This window comes from Veillonella sp. 3891 (assembly GCF_003992315.1).
GTDB lineage: Bacteria > Bacillota > Negativicutes > Veillonellales > Veillonellaceae > F0422.
Window position 1 is genome coordinate 21,559 of the sequence record NZ_RQVE01000008.1, and the last position, 18,000, is coordinate 39,558.

The window sequence follows — 18,000 nt, forward strand, 5'->3', positions numbered from 1 at the left end:
TAAATGATGCATATACTGTATATTATGTATAAAGACAAGAAAGGACTTACTTATGTTTTCTAAACTTTTTGATACTTTTTTAGTACACTATTTGGAACGATTCAATGATCATTGCTTTGTTGTAAAAGTTGGCGATAAAGAATATACCATCGGCGAAGGAGATCCGGAGTTTACAATTATTGTCAATAAAGATATCCCTAAAAAAGATATATTAGTATCCGCAGAATTAGCACTGGGTGAAGCCTACATGCGTAAAGATATAGAAATTGAAGGAGATTTATTCAAAGCACTTTGCGTCGTATTAGGTCATGTTAACAAAGACTCTATTAACAAAAAAGTACTCAGTTCCCTCTTTAATATGGGGCTTAGAAAGAAAGACCAAAAACAACAAGTTTCATCTCATTATGATTTAGGTAATGATTTCTATAGTTTATGGCTTGACGAAACTATGAGTTATTCTTGCGCCTATTTCAAAGAGGAAGATGACAGCCTTAAAGATGCACAATATCAAAAAGTACATCATATTCTCGATAAATTACATTTACAAGAAGGAATGACACTCCTTGATATTGGTTGCGGTTGGGGCTTCCTACTCATTGAAGCGGCCCTAAAATATGGAGTCAAAGGCTATGGCTGTACATTATCAGAAGAGCAATGGAAAAAAGGTCAAGAACGAATTAAACAATTTGGTCTTGAAGGTCAAGTGGAAATTGATCTAATAGATTATCGCGATGTAGCTGCCTCTGGTCGTCAGTTCGATCGCATGGTAAGTGTAGGCATGTTAGAACATGTAGGTCGTCCTAATTTACCTATATACATGGAAGATGCATCTTCCATGCTAAAAGAAGGAGGCTTATTTTTACTTCATTACATCAGTGATCCAGCGGAAAAAGAAACCAGTGCATGGATTCGTAAATATATCTTTCCAGGTGGCTCCTTGCCTTCCCTAAGAGAAATCGTTGGCCTTGCCTACGAAAATGATATGAATGTTATAGATGTAGAAAATTTACGCTTTCATTACTATAAAACATTGATGCATTGGTACAATAATTTCCAAGGTGTTCGTGACCAAGTAGAAAAAGTACGAGGCACCGAATTTGTACGTATGTGGGATTTATACCTTTGTGGCTGTGCCGCTGGCTTTTATATTGGCAACATGGATTTACATCAAATTCTGATGACAAAATGCATTAACAATGAACTACCGTTAACACGCTGGTACTAAATCATATATTGTAGCATTTAATACTATAGGGGCTGTCACTGTATGTGTAGGATTTACTACATGTGAGTGACAGCCCTTTATTGTGCAAAAGAGCCATTCTATGGAAATAATTTATGCCAGTCCTGCCATCGATCGCATGACCAAATCGATGTCCCTATTTTCCAATTCTTGAATGATATGGATATATGTCTTCTGCGTTGTGGTCATACTGGCATGCCCTAACCGTCTAGCAACACTAGCAATAGATACCCCTGCAAAGAGCAATAGAGACGCATGAGTATGGCGTAATCCATGAATAGAAATAACAGGAATCCCTAGGCCTTTACAATATCGCTCTAACCTATCATTTACCGTTGAGTTGTACACAGGGCCTTTCACAAAAATTGGTTCATCCTCCGGCAAATCTCTGATTAATTCAGAAAATTTAATAATCGTTTGCCAATCCAATTGAATCTTTCGCACAGAAGACTTGTTCTTCGTAGGTAAAAATCCACCACTTCCTTTATAGTCCCAAGTTTTATTAACAATGAGCGATTGGTGTGGAAAATCAAAGTCTTTTGGCGTCAATGCTAAGGCCTCTGAAAAACGCATGCCTGTTTTGGCGATAATAAAAATAAACCAGTCCCAATTAATTTCTGGCGTAAGATGTAGATGCACTAGCAACGTGTGCAACTCAAATTGATTTAAATACTTAATCTTCTTCTCTCGTGGCGCCTTTCCTTTAATGATTGCTTTTCGTGTCGGATCTCGATCAATAAATCCTTCATCTACCGCATCTAATACAGCTGCTTTCAATTGATGGTGAAAGTCCATCGTTGTTTGTCGCTCATGATACACTGCATAGTCATTCAATAATTGTTGATAGCTAATGCGATTTAACTCTGAAAGTCGCAAGTTAGGCACTAACCTTTGCAACCATACCAAAGTAATCTCGTACTTCTTCATAGTCACTTCTCGAATAGCACCTTCCTTATACATCCGAATCCACCGTTCATAATACTTGCAAAATAATTCCGTTCCTTCCTCAGCGTTTACCATATTTATACCTCTTCATTTACGTGACGACATAGAAATGGCTCTTATACATATCTTACCCGTATATTTCAAAAAAAGCATATATGAAGTTATGTGATAACTATCTCGTATTGTGAAAGATTAGGAAATACTTACGCTGATGAAGGGTGATGAGGTTATCCAACTGGTGTAAGAATTGACCTATAATAGTTTGTTCTACTTTTGTAGGTATATAAACTTCAATTTCCATTACCTTATTTTTTGATATGTTGTATCGTGATATACCTTGAGCAAGAATTTTCATTTGTTCTCGTACACTAGGTGATCTCAATAAATATCCCATAAAATAGAGGTCCGCCTCAATAGATAATCTATAGCCAAAACAGAAACTATTAAGATATGTATAACTCTCAGTACCAAGCCATACCGATGTCATCCCTACTTCCTCTGGTGTTTCAGATGAAGTTGTAAATAGAATATCACCATAACAAACTTCATTTTGTGTTTTATCGATTTCTATACTATCGACCATAGATAAATCAGACATTGTATTTTGGAAAACATTCAAGTACGTTATATATCGTGCTTCTCCATGTCCAAAATCTTCTTTGGTTTTACCAGTTAATCCCGTATAGGTTTTCCCTATCTCTCCCAACTTACGCTGTTCCCAAGTATTGGTATGCACACAACAAAAAAGAAAGCTGATACACCATCATCAGCTTTCTTTTAATAATACTCATCACTTCATCTACTACAAAGTTAAAATTATCTTAAAGCATCAAAATCCATCAAAGCGCTACAGAGAACTAATCTTAAAGTTTATAGCAACGCATTAGCCTGTCCGATTTCTTTTATTTGCTCTACTGTTAATTTCGTAAGACGAGCAATCATTTCTAAGGATAGCTTTTCTTGCAACATCTGAATCACAACTTCAGCCTTACCCTTAGCTTCACCTTGAGCAAGTCCTTCTGCAATCCCCTCAGCCATTCCTTCTTTCCAATATTTATAATGATCCATAGATAACATCGAGTATTCCTCCTTCCACGCTTCACAATGCTTGACCTCATACACAGCATCGTCAATATCTCGCAACAACTCATCCGTTGCTTCCTGTCCATCAATATAATTTAAAAACGCTTGCAACGATTTTGACACATCATCTTGCGTTCCCTTTGTACTTAAAAACAACTTTGTGGCTCCATCATTCAAGGCAATATCATGATCTTCGACACAAATGTTTTTAAACGTATACTTATGACAATTGTCTGTAAACACTGGGAATGTGCAAATAAAAATGACATAGGAATCATTTAAGGTAGTATATTTTTGACCTTTTTGAATGTGATACATATCTAAAATACTTTGATAAAACCGTGTCCGTTTTACAAGTTCTTCCATGTCCTTGCTAGTTTGCATTTCAATGTTGAATACCGTTCCTTTATCATCATTCACAAACACATCAAGACGTACACTTTTAGTATCCCACCGTACATCAAGATTTTTTTCTTCATGAATATATACGATGTCCTCAATCGAAATGTCTAACAACCGTTCTAATACCGCCTTGCAAATGTGTTTCTTTAACATCACCTTCTGAAAGATAAAATTGTCTTGGAACGTCAGTTCATCAAATGACTTAATGTACATGGAATACCTTCCTTTCTTAAATTATATCATACCTATTAAAACTAGAGATAGCATAATATTTCTAGTAAGGGTATTCCATATCTTTATCATTTTCCCTAGAAAATTTCTTAACAGTGCTACATACTACTAACAGTGAACATTTCACAAATAAAAACGATGCGACCAGCCCCCACTAGCCGCATCGTTTCCCTATTATCCACCTATTTTACTATCAACAGATTCGCATCCATTAATGATGTCCAACAAACATTCCTGCTTTAAACTATTCTCTTTGAAAACTACAGTTTCACCCCCAACAGTGCCAACTGTTCTGCAATTTCTTTTTCCAGCGCTGCAATATCACGGTTATCTTGCTCAATCATGCGATTGATTTCATCAAGATCCAGTTCTTCCTCTTCTTCAAAGGTGTCCACATAACGAGGGATGTTCAGGTTATAATCGTTCTCCTTGATTTCCTCTAGGCTCGCCACATGCGCATATTTCTCCACGTCCACACGGTTGCGGTAGGTGTCAATAATCTTAGCGATATGTTCTTCGCTTAAATTATTTTGATTTTTCCCTTTTTCAAACTCGTTGCTCGCATCGATAAACAATACATCACGGTTCGTACGATTCTTTTTGAACACTAAAATCGTGGTCGGAATGCTTGTGCCATAGAACAAGTTCGCTGGCAATCCAATGACCGTATCCAAGTAATTTTTCTCAATGATAGTTTCTCGAATTTTACCTTCCGCTGCGCCACGGAATAGCACCCCATGCGGCAATACAATGGCCATCGTGCCTTCCGTATTCAAATGGTACAAGCTGTGCAAGATGAAAGCATAATCTGCTTTGGACGCTGGTGCCAGCTTGCCATAATCGCTGAAACGAGGGTCTTTCAATTTACTTTCATTATTGTCCCATTTTGCAGAGTACGGAGGGTTCGCTACCACCGCATCAAAGGATCGCGGACGGTCGATACCATCGTGGTCCACCCCATCTGGCCAATCACTTTCAAGGGTATCCGCATTGTGCAAGTTCATGTTGTTGTAGGTCACGCCGTGCATCATGAGGTTCATGCGCGCCAAATTGTAGGTCACCGTGTTCAGCTCTTGCCCGTAAAAGCTCACCGCCCCTTGACGGGAACCATCAGGAATCTCGTTGCGCACCGTGAGTAGCAATGAACCTGACCCCATGGTCGGGTCATAGACTGTGAAAGTATCTTCTCGGTTCTCCAAATTTGCTGTCACCAATTTCGCCAAAATGATACTTACCTCATGAGGCGTGTAGAACTCCCCACCTTTTTTACCCGCATTCGCTGCGAACTTGCCGATTAAATATTCATAAATTTCACCTAGAATATCTTTGCCACTTTCATCCTTATACTCGATTTCATCGATTTTGGATACCACCGCATTCAACGTTTTCGTACGGCCAGCTGTAGTAGCACCCAAACCAGAATCTCCTAAGTTGATGTAGTTAAAAATGCCTCTGAAATCTGCAGATGCTTCTTTGTTGATTTCCGCATTTGTATTAAAGTTTTCAAAAATGCGTTGGTAATCCCCAGGAACAACCGTACCATTATGAATACTTTCCGTTAACGATACCCAAGTATCTTCCGGATTGATGGCATATCCCAAAGAACCTGCAATATCCATCAGGCAATCTTCCAAGCCCTCTTGCTCCACAATCTCCTTATACAGTTCGTTGACAGATTTCCCCTCAGAAGGATCTACCAAACCGCTGTCCACCAAGTATTCTTCTTGATGTGTGGACAAGTATTTATAGAATAAGAAGGGAAGAATATAATCTTTGAAAGAACTTGCGTCCATTGTGCCACGTAAATCGTTAGCAATCGCCCATAATTGGCTAGAAATCGTTTGCGCTTTTACATTTGCCATAAAAATCTCCTTTGTCATATCTCTCTTGTATCTGTTTTTGTATATTGTATTTTATGTTTTGTGAAAGTATTTGAACGTAGGCATACTAGTTTACTCGCTGAAAGTTAGTTTAAATGCCTTACTATCCGAAACTATCTGTATATTACTGGTGACACCCCTAGACAAACATCTGTTGAAGAAGAGCCTTCTTCTGAAGTTGTAGGTGTTCTAGCTTACGCTGATGAAGGGTGATGAGGTTATCGAAGCTTTCGAAAAGCACTCCTATTTGATTTTGCTCATTTATATTGTTAGGGATCCAAATATCAAAATCATTTATATCTCGTGACGATATATTAGGTTGTGCTCCAGCAACTAAAACAGAATCTAGTTGCTTTTCAAATAACTTAGATTTAACAAATGTACCTATAAATTTATAACTCCATTGATCATTTGGTTCAAAATATCCTACTCGCTGATTTTGGTAGAACTTTTGATTCTCTTCACAGTGTAATATACCTACTTTACCTGTTGTTGCGCCAGACATAGCAATAAGTATAGATTTATCTTTTACTATAAAATTTTCTTCCATTTCTTCTTCATAATAATGCGCAAATTCTCCCCCAACGATTCCATCCGATAAAATATTTGAAATTCTTATTACTGGTATACCTTTTTTTAAAAACTTACCGCTTTTAAATGCATACCCTCCTCTCAAGGATGCTACTTCCCCCAACTTACGCTGTTCCCAAGCATCAGTAAATCCTGGAAAACGAAGTTCTGGAAATTGCTCGCCATTTTTCGGAAACAATTTTTGAAGTAATGCTTTTTTCTTTAATTTTAAGTTTTCTAACTTACGCTGATGAAGGGTGATGAGGTTGTTTATTCGGTCAAATAACATAGAGATCCTATCTTGTTCCTTTTTATCTTTCGGTATATTTACTTGAATACCATCAATAGTTGATTTCGATAAACTAGGTACACCTGTAGACTCATCAAATTTTTTCCATGGTATAAGATTAGATAAGTGATATAAAAGTGGACACGAATATTTCTCTAATGGCACCAAATAAAACAGTGTATCAACTGTCCAAAAAGGTGCCTTTAAATATTGAGGCTTATCTATTGTACCTTTTCTTCCAATCCCTATCGCATCAATATCAGACAGCGCTTCATTCACACTAAGCATATATCCGCCAGTCCCATAAACTGGAATATCTCCATTTTCTAAATGTTTATAATCTTTTCCAGAATTAACTTTTAATATCTCCCCCAACTTACGCTGTTCCCAATCTTCCGTAAACCCAGGAAATCTGAGTTTCGGTACGTTTCGTTTTGTTTCACTCATTGTGACACCTCTCTTTATCCTTCACTTACGTAGGCATCGGCAAAGTCATAGATAGCCTCAATTAATTTGTTCCCGTACGCAATGGTTTTCATCTCTTTCACCGCTGGGTCTTGAGCTTTTACCACATACTCTTTCCTTGCTGCTTTTTTTAATTCTGTCATGCGACCTGTGTCGTCAAAGTCCTTTTTACCATACACATGGTTCACAAACAACTCTAGCAATTCTTCGCTACGAATGCAATCGACGATGCCCCACTTTTGGCGGAACTCAAAGATTTCATCTTTCACAATCATGGTGTTCGCCTCTTGGATGATATCCTTGCTGTCATCTAATTTTACAGGATACGCAACATCGCTACCTTGTGGCGGATATTCACCTATATAGATAGCCTCTGCGGCTTTGTTGATTTGTTTCGCATATTGACGATCTTCCAGTGCCATGGCAAAATCTTGAATCCGTGTGCGGTACGCATCTGCATCATCCATACGCTCTTCGTGAACGGCATTCATCAATTCTTCCACTAGTTCTGTCAAATAATCGTAGTTGACTTTCACATCTTTCACATGGGTCATACGCAGTTCGATTTGTGCCACTGGTAAATCATGCGCTTTCGCCAATCGCTCTTTCAAATCGTTATACAAGGACGTGGTCAACACTTCTTCCTGTTCCACCGTCATACCTACCATAGCTACCAAATCTTCTGGTTTATCGTAATCGAAACCGATAGTTTCCCCATCCAGCTGCTCCGCGTCATATTGTTTTAACTTGGACATGCCAGAACTATACTTACGCATCAGTTCAAACATTTCCTCTTGCTTCCCTTCGCTAGGTGGCACTTCTGTGAAAGTATCTGTCAAATCCGCTAAGCGGCTCACCACATGTTGCACTTCCGCTAATTGGTCTTTGAATTGTTTTGCCAATACGCCGATACCTTCCAAATCACCGTCATCACCACCATTACTATCTGGTCCCAATGTGCCCTGTTCATTCGCCGATGCACTGTTCGCATAGATACGTAAAGCCTCATTCATCAACTTTTCGTTCTGTACAGGCCAGCGATAGTTCACAATCCGTCCCCACGGTTTGCTATGGGTATCGGCGATACGGTTCGTTCTCGAGTATGCCTGAATGAGCAAAGCCCCTTTCAGTGTACGGTCCACATACAAGGTATTCATCTGTGGCGCATCGAAACCGGTGAGCAATTGATCCACTACGATGACAATGTCCAAATATTGGCCATCTCTAGCAGTACGATTCAAGCGTGTCGTCAAATCTTGGGTATACCCCGACACATCATCGAGGCCAAAATTCGTTCCAAACAGCTTGTTATAGTGATTCATTGCCCGTAGTAACCCATTGTTCGTATCTAGTTGGGTATCGTTGTTATTCGTGCTCGCACTGAAAGTAACCCCTACTTTCAAGGTAAACTCGCCCCGTGCTGCTCGCTCTTGGTTCACTCTTTCAAATTCGTCAAAGTACATCATCGCCATGGGCGTACTAGGGCGGGTACCACCTACATGGGTGGTGAGCATCGCATTATACTTGCCCTCCACAGAACGATTTTTCCAATATTTAAAGATATCTTCCACCACCAAACGGACGTGGTCCTTGTTGTTGTCGTAGAAACTAGGTTCGATCATATCGTCCATATCATCGGGAGTGAGATTGTTGATACGATGCTGTATATCTGCCTCTGACCATTTCGGGTGAGTATGGCGATAGAACATAGGCAAATAATGTTCTTTCATATTCACTTCGTCAATGGTGGTCTCAAAGTCTACTTTAAAGCCTAGTACATTTTTGTCTGCAATGGCTTCTCGTATCGTATACCAATGAAGTAATTCGCCAAACACTTCTCTTGTTTTAGTGGTGTTTTTCCCTGCTACTTCGTCAAACATGGGTGTCCCTGTATATCCAACCCAAGCTGCACCTTTAAATACTTTTTGCAATTCTTCAAAACTTTCACCACCTGTAGAACGATGAGCTTCATCGACGATGAACACAAAATTTTTCTTCGGTAAGGTAAAGTCTTTTCGTTGGATTAACTTCGTCAATTTTTGTACAGATGTGACGATAATACCATTGCCTTTTTCATTCAATTTACGTTTTAATACATTTGTATTTTCTGTGCCACCTACCGCATCAAACTGTCTACCGTCTACGTCGATAGTGCCCTCTGGGTCATAGGCTTTGTAATTTTCTTCTGTTTGTTTCGTCAATGCAATGCGGTCCACCACGAACACTACTTTATCTACATGAGGCATACGGCTCGCGAGCCACGCTGTTTTAAAACTAGTAATGGTTTTACCAGATCCAGTAGTGTGCCAAATGTAGCCCAATTTATTGATAGGCAATGTAAAGTCTGCTTGTTTCAATTGGCTCAACACTGCTTTGGTAGCATACACTTGGTAAGGTCGCATGACTTTTAACATTTGCTTATTCTTCGTACCATCTAAGATGGTAAATTGCGTAGACATTTGGTGCGCCATGGGAATGCTGAGGAACAAATCGGAGAATACTTTCCAATCTGTTACGACCTTGTTAGTTTCTGGATTTTGCCACTGAAAGGAAAAGTCCTTGTTGAACATCTCCGCCGTCGTATTCGCCATGTATTTAATTTGCGTAGGAGTCATGCCCACCAAGATTTGAACAGTAGAGAAAATATCGCTGTATTGCCGTTCTTCAATGTATTGATGCATTTGGTTTAATGCCTCATTGGCAGCATGTCCCGATGCTTTTTCCTCGATTTGGATGACAGGTAATCCGTTAATTAAGAGTGTTGTATCAAAGCGACGTTCTGGCCGTCCTGCAATCTTAGGAGCTCGTTGTATTTGTGTTACCACTTGGTACACTGTATTGCCTGCGCCAATTTGTTTTTGGTCAAATACAGTAAGATATACATGGCGTCCATCATCTAAATCCACTTCTACTTGGGATACTCCATTCACACCATACAAAAACTGCCCCGCTAGATACGGTGTATATAACTCGTTGATCACTTTTTGGACTTGTTTAAACTCTGTATCGCTCAAAGGCTTATCCAATTTATCTTGGTTTAGTTGATATAAAATACGACGAAAGTTATCCCACAATGCTTCTGTAGTCTTAATATGAGGTTCATACTTCCATAATTTACTTTTATATACAGACCGTCCTCCGTAAGAAACTAGCTCCTCGCCTATATCTTGAGTCAGTGTAATAGAACCTGTAGATAATTGCTCTACTAATTGTTGTTCAAACTCTAATTCGTTCATTTTACCCATCATTTACACCCCCTGTAATTGTGCCACTCGCAATGTATACATATTATGTGCCACTCGTTGTTGCAAAGATCGCACTCGTAATTCCTTGTAATACACATCGCCGATTAATCGTTGTATTTCAATCGGTGGTAACTTCGGCAGTTCTATGTCTTTCAACAGTTTTAAACTGTACCGAATCACTTGACTGCCTTGCAAATTTTGTTGGAACTGACGTTTAATACTTGGATGTTCATTGATGAGGAACATCATGTATTTCAAGTCAATCTGCTTAGACGTAGGCACCATACGCACATAGTTCTGAGTGAAAATGTACCCTTCATGGTCTTTTCCGACGATAGTAGCTTCCCCAGAGATGGCACTAAATAGCAAATCACCTTCTTCTAGTAAATCCCCTGTGAAAGTCGTTTTAATTTGTTTCCGATCTTGTCGTTCACCAGGCACACCATGTATATCTTCATACAATTCATTTTGACCATACAATGTATATGTTTTTGCCTCTCCTGTTACATCTTCGTCCAAGCGATATTGAGATACCCCCGTATTACTATGAAATAAATCTTTGATACATACCATAGAAACCATCTCCTTTTCTCTAATTTTGCATTTAAAAAAATTACCGCGTATAACTTATGGTTTAAGTATACACGGTAATTTCAAAAAAAGCAAGTCTATGTATTTGTAATTTTTAAAAATTATTTTTTTGCGCCCTTCACGCACTCTAAGCTTGCTTGCTTAGCCATAATTTTTCTATTCCCAATCCAATTGCCACACTTAAAGCAATGGCACAGATCTCAAATATAGACGGCGTAATATATACTAGTGGGCTACCTGTAAACGCTGGCAATGCTTTTCCTGCCCAGACTTTCACAATGTCTGGAATGTATCCACCAAATAGGATATGGGCATTGGTTGCCACCCACCACACTGCCATGACTACGATGGCAGTCACACGAGGCCACAATGCTGTGCGACGTGGATATAAGTATAGGACCATACTACCAATAGTGGTAAGTATCATGAGCACTACCCCGATATATAGGCTAGCAATGAGTCCTGCAAAGCCCTGTGCATCTAACGATGCTTGAATGATAGGATCCTCTAGATTGAGGTACATCACATCCCCTAAAAATAGCATCGGCAATGGCAATGCATAGGTAGAAATGTTCAATACTGTATCGATAAAGTAATGACGTTCTTTTCGTGCCATCCAGCAATCTAATAGTTTTGCTGTACCGATCATGAGTGCCACCACAACTAACATAGTCAACACCCAAACTAGCATCACATAGATAGGTTCTTTTGGCAAGGTAAAAGGCAACACACCATTACCAAAGAAAAAGAATAGATTCCACCAAAGCCAAGAATATGTATAATGGCCTTTACCTAAGTGAAAGTCAAATTGTCCCGCCAGTCTTGGCACCGCTTTCAGACCCAAAGGGATCCCCAAAGAGGCAATGACGAACATAATAATGCTAGATGTGTCGAACTGCCCTAAGCTAAATACCAAGCTGAGCGGAATAATCCAGAGCATGGACCAACTATAAAATTTTATATAACTTCTCATATTACACCTCTGTATTCTTTCCACCTGCTAGTGCTAATACTAAAGACAAGGTCACTTGGCAATACATGATAATGGCAAATACCACATCACGACCGATAGTAGATAGATTCCATAACCAAGATAAATCTAAATTGTTAAACACCAAGAAGGTACCACCTTGTACCAATGCCCAAGCTAGTACGTATACACAAATCGGTATTCTGCGAGCCTTAGGACCAAAGCCACTTTCACTAGAACGCAAGTAAAAAATAGGAATGAATAGAGACAGCACTGCATAGCTCACCCCTGCCACCATGGCGCTCATCCCCGTATGAATCGTATAGGCCCCTAGAGGAATTAATATAAAAAATATACTCATATACATCGTGCGTTGCACTACATCTTGTATGGTTGACATATAATTTCCTTTCTACAACAAATTATCTCTTCCTATAGTATAACAAACATCGGCCATCTTATAAATACATATGCATTTCAATTTTACAAACAAAAAAGCACCCTTACGGATGCTGATTATGATATACTGATTATAAGAACTCGACGTGAGTTAGGTTCATCACCGAAAGGTGGTGATACTATGCGTAATTATGAAAAGATCCAATTAATCATTACTTTTCTTACCTTAGTAGTTGCCGTATTACAGTTACTAAAATAATTAGTAGTTAGTAATATAACGACCCTAACGCTACACACGTTAGGGTCATCATATTTTGCTTGATTCTAAGATGAACCTAACGCCAAACACACATCGGGTTCTTCTTGTTGTTACAACTATAGTATACCATATTTTAGGCTCTCGTCAAAGACGAGAGCCTTTATAAATATGTTATGCTACAACTGCTTCTACTTCGATGCAGTCATCGTTTGTTGTTTTAGGTTTTTCCAATAATGGAGTCATGCTATACATACCCACACCTAGTGTAAACAAGTTGTGAATCCATGCAGTGGAGCTAGGAGGCATTACACCTAATACGCCCAATCCTACAAGACCACCATTCACACCTACGATGGAGTTATAGTTAATTTTAATACGATCCATTAATTTCATGGAAATACGACGTAAATCAACGATGGCAGTCAAGTTATCGCTAGACACTGTGACATTGGCAATTTTTTGTGCAATTGGTGCACCTTCATTCATACCAATACCTACATGCGCTTCAGACAACGCCAAGGAGTCGTTAATGCCATCCCCTACCATCATCACTGTGTAACCTTCTTCTTTTGCTTTACGAACATAATCAGCTTTATCAGTTGGCATTACTTCAGCATGTACTTCGTCAATACCAATTTCTGCTGCTACACGCTCAGCATTTTTACGGCTATCGCCAGTCATCATAACAATTTTCTTCACGCCTAACCCATGAAGTTCTCGGATAACATCTTTTGCTTCTTCACGTACTGGGTCTTTAATACAAATAACCGCAGATAAGACATTAGAAATTGCTAGATATAGATAGGAACAACCTTCTGGAAGGTTTTCAAATTTAGCTTCTTCTCCTGCTGGAACTGTTGTTTTTTCATCTTCAAAGATGAAATGATGGCTACCAATACGCACTTTGCGGTTACCCACTTTAGATGCAATACCATGTGCCACAACATATTCTACTTTGGAGTGCATTTCTTTATGTGGTAAATGATGATCTTGTGCAGCAGACACAACTGCTTTCGCCATGGAATGAGGGAAATGCTCTTCCAAGCAAGCTGCTAATGTCAACATTTCATCTGCATCATTACCGCCAAACGGAATGATTTCTTGGAATACAGGTTCTGCTTTTGTCAATGTACCTGTTTTATCGAAGACAATCATATCTGCTTCTGCAATGCGTTCCAAGAATTTACCACCTTTTACAGTGATACCACGATTGGACGCTTCTTGCATAGCGGATAATACCGCCAATGGAATGGACAATTTCAATGCGCAGGAGAAGTCTACCATAACGAAAGATAAGGCTTTCATCAAGTTGCGAGTTAATGCAAAGGTAGCAAAAGCACCTAAGAAACTCACTGGTACTAATTTATCTGCCATGCGGTATGCTTTTTGTTCCATACCAGATTTCATTTGTTCAGATTCTTCAATCAAGTTTACGATTTGCTCGAAACGAGTGTGTTTACATGTAGTGCGTACTTCAAAGGAGCATTGACCTTCTTCTACAACAGTACCTGCATACACAGATGTACCTGCATCACGACGAACCGGTTCAGGTTCCCCTGTCATAGAACTTTCGTTTACAAGTACAACACCGTCTACAACTTGGCCATCCAATGGTACCACTTCACCTTGACGAACCACTACGATATCGCCAACTTGAACTTCACCGATTGGTTTACTTACTTCTACGCCGTCTACAAGAACCCAAACTTTGTCTACGTTCAAGGACATGCTTTCAGCAAGGTTAAGCACGGATTTACGTAATGTCCACTCTTCCAAGATTTCGCCGATGCCTAATAAGTACATCACAGCGCCCGCTGTAGAGTAATCTTTTTGCAATAATGCCGCACCGATAGCTACGCCATCCAACACTTCTACAGTCAATTTGCGTTTCCACAATGTTTTGATAGCTGTACCAATGAACTTGATACCATCGAACCAAGACCATGCTGCTGCAATAGGTGCTGGTAAAACGATTTTTTTACCGATATAAAGCAATGTTTTATCGATCATTTCTTCTTTGTAACGCTTGTTAACAAGGCGAGGTGAAAGTTCATGCAATGCTGGTGCATTGGCTAAATCCAAATCTTGCAATCCGAATAAAGCAGTTTTCACTGCACTTTCATCACCAGTATGTTTGATGATGATATCACCAGAACGCGTATAGAAGTTCGCTTTGTTAATGGCTTCACAGGCCATCAATGTATCTTCGATATATTGAGCCTGTGCGTCATTAAACTTACGTCCCTCAATACGTACATGAAGACGACGGGACAAGCGTTGCAACATTTTAAATTGCATCATGGATTATTTTCCTTCTGTTAACACTTCTTCATCACGAGTTTCGTTGATTTCTTGTGCTTCAGCTAAAATGCTGTCTGTGGAAGCTTGCAATTTTTCAGTTGTTTTTAAGATGCTGTCTTTTGCACGAAGACCTGCTGCTACTACATTAGCATATACTTTGCGAGCATCTTTGGAAGTTAATACTTTTACACCTACTGTGCCTAAAGCTAAACCAGCTGCGAATACATTAGCATCTCTTAAAGTTTCTTTTTTTACGTTGAACATTGTTAGTTCCTTTCTGTGATCTCTGTCACATTAATACATGAAAATATATTACAATTAAAAATTATAAAGATAAGAGGGGCCCGTGTTATCGGAGTCCCTCTTACCATACTTATGGTATCGAATTAGTTACTTTTGATCTTGTTCTTCGTGACCACCACAGCCACAGCCGCATCCTGATTCGGATTCAGAAGAGGAACCACATCCTCCGCCGCATCCGCCGCCACAACCGCCTGCGCTTGTTGCGCTTTTATATACTCGGTATGCAACATAGAGAACCGCTAGTAAACCAATTGCGTATACAATAACACTATCCATAGTATACACTATCTCCTTCTCATTTTCAAGTGCTTTTTGAAAATTATTTTGCGAATGCAACAAACCGCATAATATCAATGAATTTTGAAATAAAATTTTTCTCAATCTCAATTATATTGTTTGTTTACTATCAATATTGATTAACCTAAACCTAAGGCACGACCGATATGAACTGCTAAGTATGCACCTACCCAAGCTAGGATACTAGTGTAAGCAAATACGGCACCGAACCATTTCCAGGAGTCAGTTTCACGTTTTAATACCGCCATAGTCGCCAAGCATGGTAAATATAGCAAGGCGAACACCATCAAGCCTAAACCGATAGCTGGTGTGAAGTCTGGATCAGTAGACAAGAATTCTTCCAAGGATTTAGAATCTGCATCACTTGCTTCGATCGCGTAAATAGTACCTAATGTACTTACCATTACTTCTTTCGCTGCTACTGCGGCTATTACGGCAATGTTCACACGCCAGTTAAATCCAAGTGGTTCCATTATAGGTTGAATAAAACGTCCTAATTCAGCTGCATAGGATTGTTCAATTTTTTCTTTACCTTGTTGAAGATCTAATTCTTTGATTTCACCTTCTTCAACTTTATGGTTTACATATAAAGTCCAAGCTACTGGATATAATTCGTCAGCTTTTAATTCTTCGAAGTATGCAGGTTCTTCTACAGTTTCTTCTTCAATTGTTTCTGCACCATCTTGAGTTACTTCTTCTACAGTAACTTCTTCCTCTTCAGCTGGCGGGTCATCTTTATGCTCTTCGTCTAAAGCAAGCATTTGATCATAAATAGCAGCGACTTTATCTTTGTCTTCATCATTTGCTAATTGCGCTTCATCTAGAATTGTGGCAGCTGTTTGCTCATGCATAGCAGTTACTTCTGCTTTTGCTGCATCATAATCTTGAGAATATTCTACATCTTGTGGGAAGGATGTTAAGAACCAAATCAAGATGGATGCTGCCAAGATAAATGTACCTGCTTTTTTAAGGTACATCACAGAACGTTCCCACATATGAATACCTACAGAACGAAGTGTTGGCATGTGGTATGGAGGCATTTCCATTACAAACGGTTCTGCTGCCCCTTTAAATACGTATGTACGAAGTACTTTTGCAGTCACAACGGCTACTATGATACCCAATACATAGATACCCAATAAGATAGTTGGTGCATCTTCTGGTGCAAAGAATGCAGCTGCTAGCAACGTATATACTGGCAAACGAGCACTACAACTCATGAACGGAGATACTAAGATCGTAATCATGCGGTCTCTTGGATTGTCAAGAATACGAGCACCCATGATGGATGGAACGTTACAACCAAAGCCCAATAACATAGGGATGAAAGATTTACCATGTAAACCTACACCACGCATCACGCGGTCGATAACGAATGCCGCACGAGCCATGTAACCAGTATCTTCTAAGAAGGAAATACATACGAATAATAGAACGATATGAGGGATAAAGCTAATAACGGCCCCTACACCACCGATGATACCATCGTTAATCAAGGATTTTAATAAGCCGTCATCCATGTTAGCTCCGATAAATTCTGTTAATAGTTTGAACGCATCTTCTAACCATCCTTTTGGATATTCCGCTACGTTGATAACCAAGTAGAACATTACCCACATGATACATAAGAAGATAGGAATCCCTAACCAACGGTTCGTTAAGATTTTATCGATGTTATCGGATTTAGAATCTTTATGTTCAGGTACTACTTCTAGCACGGCATTGAATACGTCTACTGCAAAACGGTGACGATATTCTTGGAACACGATATCCATATCAACAGATTTATTCAATTCTGTGCGCAATGCTTCTGCTTTGCTCAACACAGCACCAGATTTGTCTAATTCTTGCACTTTTTCTAAGATATCTGTATCTTGTTCTAACAATTTGATAGCTACCCAGCGATGTGGATAACGACCAGTGTCAAGTTTCGCTACTTCTGCTTCCAATTCCGCGATAGCTGGCTCCAATACGTCGCCATAGTTAACGCGAACGTTAGGGATTTTTCGTTCTTTAGATACTTTCACGATACCACGTAGTGCACCTTCTGTACCTTTATTGGAGCGACCGATAGTTTCTACTACTGTGGAACCTGTTAATTCTTCTAATTTTTTATTATTGAACTTTAAACCCATTTCTTTTGCCACGTCTACCATGTTCAAAACAAGTAGCAATGGTTGTTCTAATTCAATTAATTGGGCTGTTAAGTATAGGTTACGTTCTAGATTGGACGCATCCACTACATTGGCAATCAATTCTGGATTTTCATTGATGATAACGTTACGTGCTGCCAATTCATCGAGAGAACGTGCTGTTAAGGAGTACGTACCTGGTAAGTCGATGATTTCAATATCATGACCATCAATTTTTGCATCCCCAACTTTTTTCTCTACTGTAACACCTGCGTAGTTACCTACGTGTTGACGGGATCCCGTCATATTGTTAAAAATACTTGTTTTACCACAGTTAGGGTTACCCGCTAAAGCAACCTCAATCTTGGTATGTGTGTTGTCTGCCATCTTAGCAA

Annotated in this window: 14 protein-coding genes; 1 reads left to right on the plus strand and 13 read right to left on the minus strand. The window is 39.3% G+C overall.

Annotation, left to right across the window (positions count from 1 at the left end):
• Positions 1-52: 52 nt before the first annotated feature.
• The gene (locus EO118_RS05465) at positions 53-1,225 is read left to right on the plus strand and encodes a class I SAM-dependent methyltransferase (RefSeq protein ID WP_127069001.1); all 1,173 of its coding nucleotides are present in this window, start codon (positions 53-55) and stop codon (positions 1,223-1,225) included.
• Positions 1,226-1,336: 111 nt separating this feature from the next.
• Here EO118_RS05465 and EO118_RS05470 read toward each other — a convergent pair whose 3' ends face one another.
• From EO118_RS05470 to feoB, 13 genes are all read right to left on the minus strand, one after another.
• Entirely contained in the window at positions 1,337-2,263 is a 927-nt protein-coding gene (locus EO118_RS05470; protein ID WP_127069002.1) for a site-specific integrase, read from the minus strand.
• A gap of 97 nt (positions 2,264-2,360) precedes the next feature.
• Positions 2,361-2,924 carry a restriction endonuclease subunit S gene (locus tag EO118_RS05475; protein WP_255416587.1) on the minus strand — a complete coding sequence of 188 codons (564 nt, stop codon included), beginning with the start codon at positions 2,922-2,924 and terminating at the stop codon, positions 2,361-2,363.
• 134 nt (positions 2,925-3,058) lie between these two features.
• Positions 3,059-3,886, minus strand: coding sequence for an Rpn family recombination-promoting nuclease/putative transposase (locus EO118_RS05480; RefSeq protein WP_127069004.1), 828 nt, complete (start codon positions 3,884-3,886; stop codon positions 3,059-3,061).
• A 278-nt stretch (positions 3,887-4,164) separates the two neighbouring features.
• Positions 4,165-5,766 carry a type I restriction-modification system subunit M gene (locus EO118_RS05485; RefSeq protein ID WP_127069005.1) on the minus strand — a complete coding sequence of 534 codons (1,602 nt, stop codon included), beginning with the start codon at positions 5,764-5,766 and terminating at the stop codon, positions 4,165-4,167.
• A gap of 157 nt (positions 5,767-5,923) precedes the next feature.
• Complete coding sequence (locus EO118_RS05490) at positions 5,924-7,090, minus strand: restriction endonuclease subunit S (protein WP_127069006.1); 1,167 nt, start codon at positions 7,088-7,090, stop codon at positions 5,924-5,926.
• A gap of 14 nt (positions 7,091-7,104) precedes the next feature.
• The gene (locus EO118_RS05495) at positions 7,105-10,356 is read right to left on the minus strand and encodes a type I restriction endonuclease subunit R (protein WP_240633522.1); all 3,252 of its coding nucleotides are present in this window, start codon (positions 10,354-10,356) and stop codon (positions 7,105-7,107) included.
• Positions 10,357-10,926 (minus strand): restriction endonuclease subunit S, encoded by a 570-nt coding sequence (locus tag EO118_RS05500; RefSeq protein WP_127069007.1) that lies wholly within the window; start codon positions 10,924-10,926, stop codon positions 10,357-10,359. It lies immediately after the preceding gene.
• 145 nt (positions 10,927-11,071) lie between these two features.
• Positions 11,072-11,917: a hypothetical protein gene (locus EO118_RS05505; protein WP_164726252.1), complete on the minus strand. Its 846-nt coding sequence runs from the start codon at positions 11,915-11,917 to the stop codon at positions 11,072-11,074.
• A gap of 1 nt (position 11,918) precedes the next feature.
• On the minus strand, positions 11,919-12,314 hold the full coding sequence (locus tag EO118_RS05510) for a hypothetical protein (RefSeq protein WP_126940966.1): 396 nt from the start codon (positions 12,312-12,314) through the stop codon (positions 11,919-11,921).
• Between the two features lie 429 nt (positions 12,315-12,743).
• Positions 12,744-14,873, minus strand: a complete 2,130-nt coding sequence (locus EO118_RS05515; protein ID WP_127069009.1) for a heavy metal translocating P-type ATPase — start codon at positions 14,871-14,873, stop codon at positions 12,744-12,746.
• Between the two features lie 3 nt (positions 14,874-14,876).
• Positions 14,877-15,137: a DUF6110 family protein gene (locus EO118_RS05520; RefSeq protein ID WP_127010883.1), complete on the minus strand. Its 261-nt coding sequence runs from the start codon at positions 15,135-15,137 to the stop codon at positions 14,877-14,879.
• A 126-nt stretch (positions 15,138-15,263) separates the two neighbouring features.
• Positions 15,264-15,452, minus strand: a complete 189-nt coding sequence (locus EO118_RS05525) for a FeoB-associated Cys-rich membrane protein (RefSeq protein ID WP_127010884.1) — start codon at positions 15,450-15,452, stop codon at positions 15,264-15,266.
• Between the two features lie 140 nt (positions 15,453-15,592).
• The gene (feoB, locus tag EO118_RS05530) at positions 15,593-17,992 is read right to left on the minus strand and encodes a ferrous iron transport protein B (RefSeq protein ID WP_127069010.1); all 2,400 of its coding nucleotides are present in this window, start codon (positions 17,990-17,992) and stop codon (positions 15,593-15,595) included.
• Positions 17,993-18,000 lie beyond the last annotated feature (8 nt).

What these genes read in the sequence shown, in the direction of transcription:
- EO118_RS05465 (WP_127069001.1), top strand. Translation starts at nt 53, where the DNA reads ATGTTTTCTAAACTTTTTGATACTTTTTTAGTACACTATTTGGAACGA.
- EO118_RS05470 (WP_127069002.1), bottom strand. Translation starts at nt 2,263, where the DNA reads ATGGTAAACGCTGAGGAAGGAACGGAATTATTTTGCAAGTATTATGAA.
- EO118_RS05480 (WP_127069004.1), bottom strand. Translation starts at nt 3,886, where the DNA reads ATGTACATTAAGTCATTTGATGAACTGACGTTCCAAGACAATTTTATC.
- EO118_RS05485 (WP_127069005.1), bottom strand. Translation starts at nt 5,766, where the DNA reads ATGGCAAATGTAAAAGCGCAAACGATTTCTAGCCAATTATGGGCGATT.
- EO118_RS05490 (WP_127069006.1), bottom strand. Translation starts at nt 7,090, where the DNA reads ATGAGTGAAACAAAACGAAACGTACCGAAACTCAGATTTCCTGGGTTT.
- EO118_RS05495 (WP_240633522.1), bottom strand. Translation starts at nt 10,356, where the DNA reads ATGATGGGTAAAATGAACGAATTAGAGTTTGAACAACAATTAGTAGAG.
- EO118_RS05500 (WP_127069007.1), bottom strand. Translation starts at nt 10,926, where the DNA reads ATGGTATGTATCAAAGATTTATTTCATAGTAATACGGGGGTATCTCAA.
- EO118_RS05505 (WP_164726252.1), bottom strand. Translation starts at nt 11,917, where the DNA reads ATGAGAAGTTATATAAAATTTTATAGTTGGTCCATGCTCTGGATTATT.
- EO118_RS05510 (WP_126940966.1), bottom strand. Translation starts at nt 12,314, where the DNA reads ATGTCAACCATACAAGATGTAGTGCAACGCACGATGTATATGAGTATA.
- EO118_RS05515 (WP_127069009.1), bottom strand. Translation starts at nt 14,873, where the DNA reads ATGATGCAATTTAAAATGTTGCAACGCTTGTCCCGTCGTCTTCATGTA.
- EO118_RS05520 (WP_127010883.1), bottom strand. Translation starts at nt 15,137, where the DNA reads ATGTTCAACGTAAAAAAAGAAACTTTAAGAGATGCTAATGTATTCGCA.
- EO118_RS05525 (WP_127010884.1), bottom strand. Translation starts at nt 15,452, where the DNA reads ATGGATAGTGTTATTGTATACGCAATTGGTTTACTAGCGGTTCTCTAT.
- feoB (WP_127069010.1), bottom strand. Translation starts at nt 17,992, where the DNA reads ATGGCAGACAACACACATACCAAGATTGAGGTTGCTTTAGCGGGTAAC.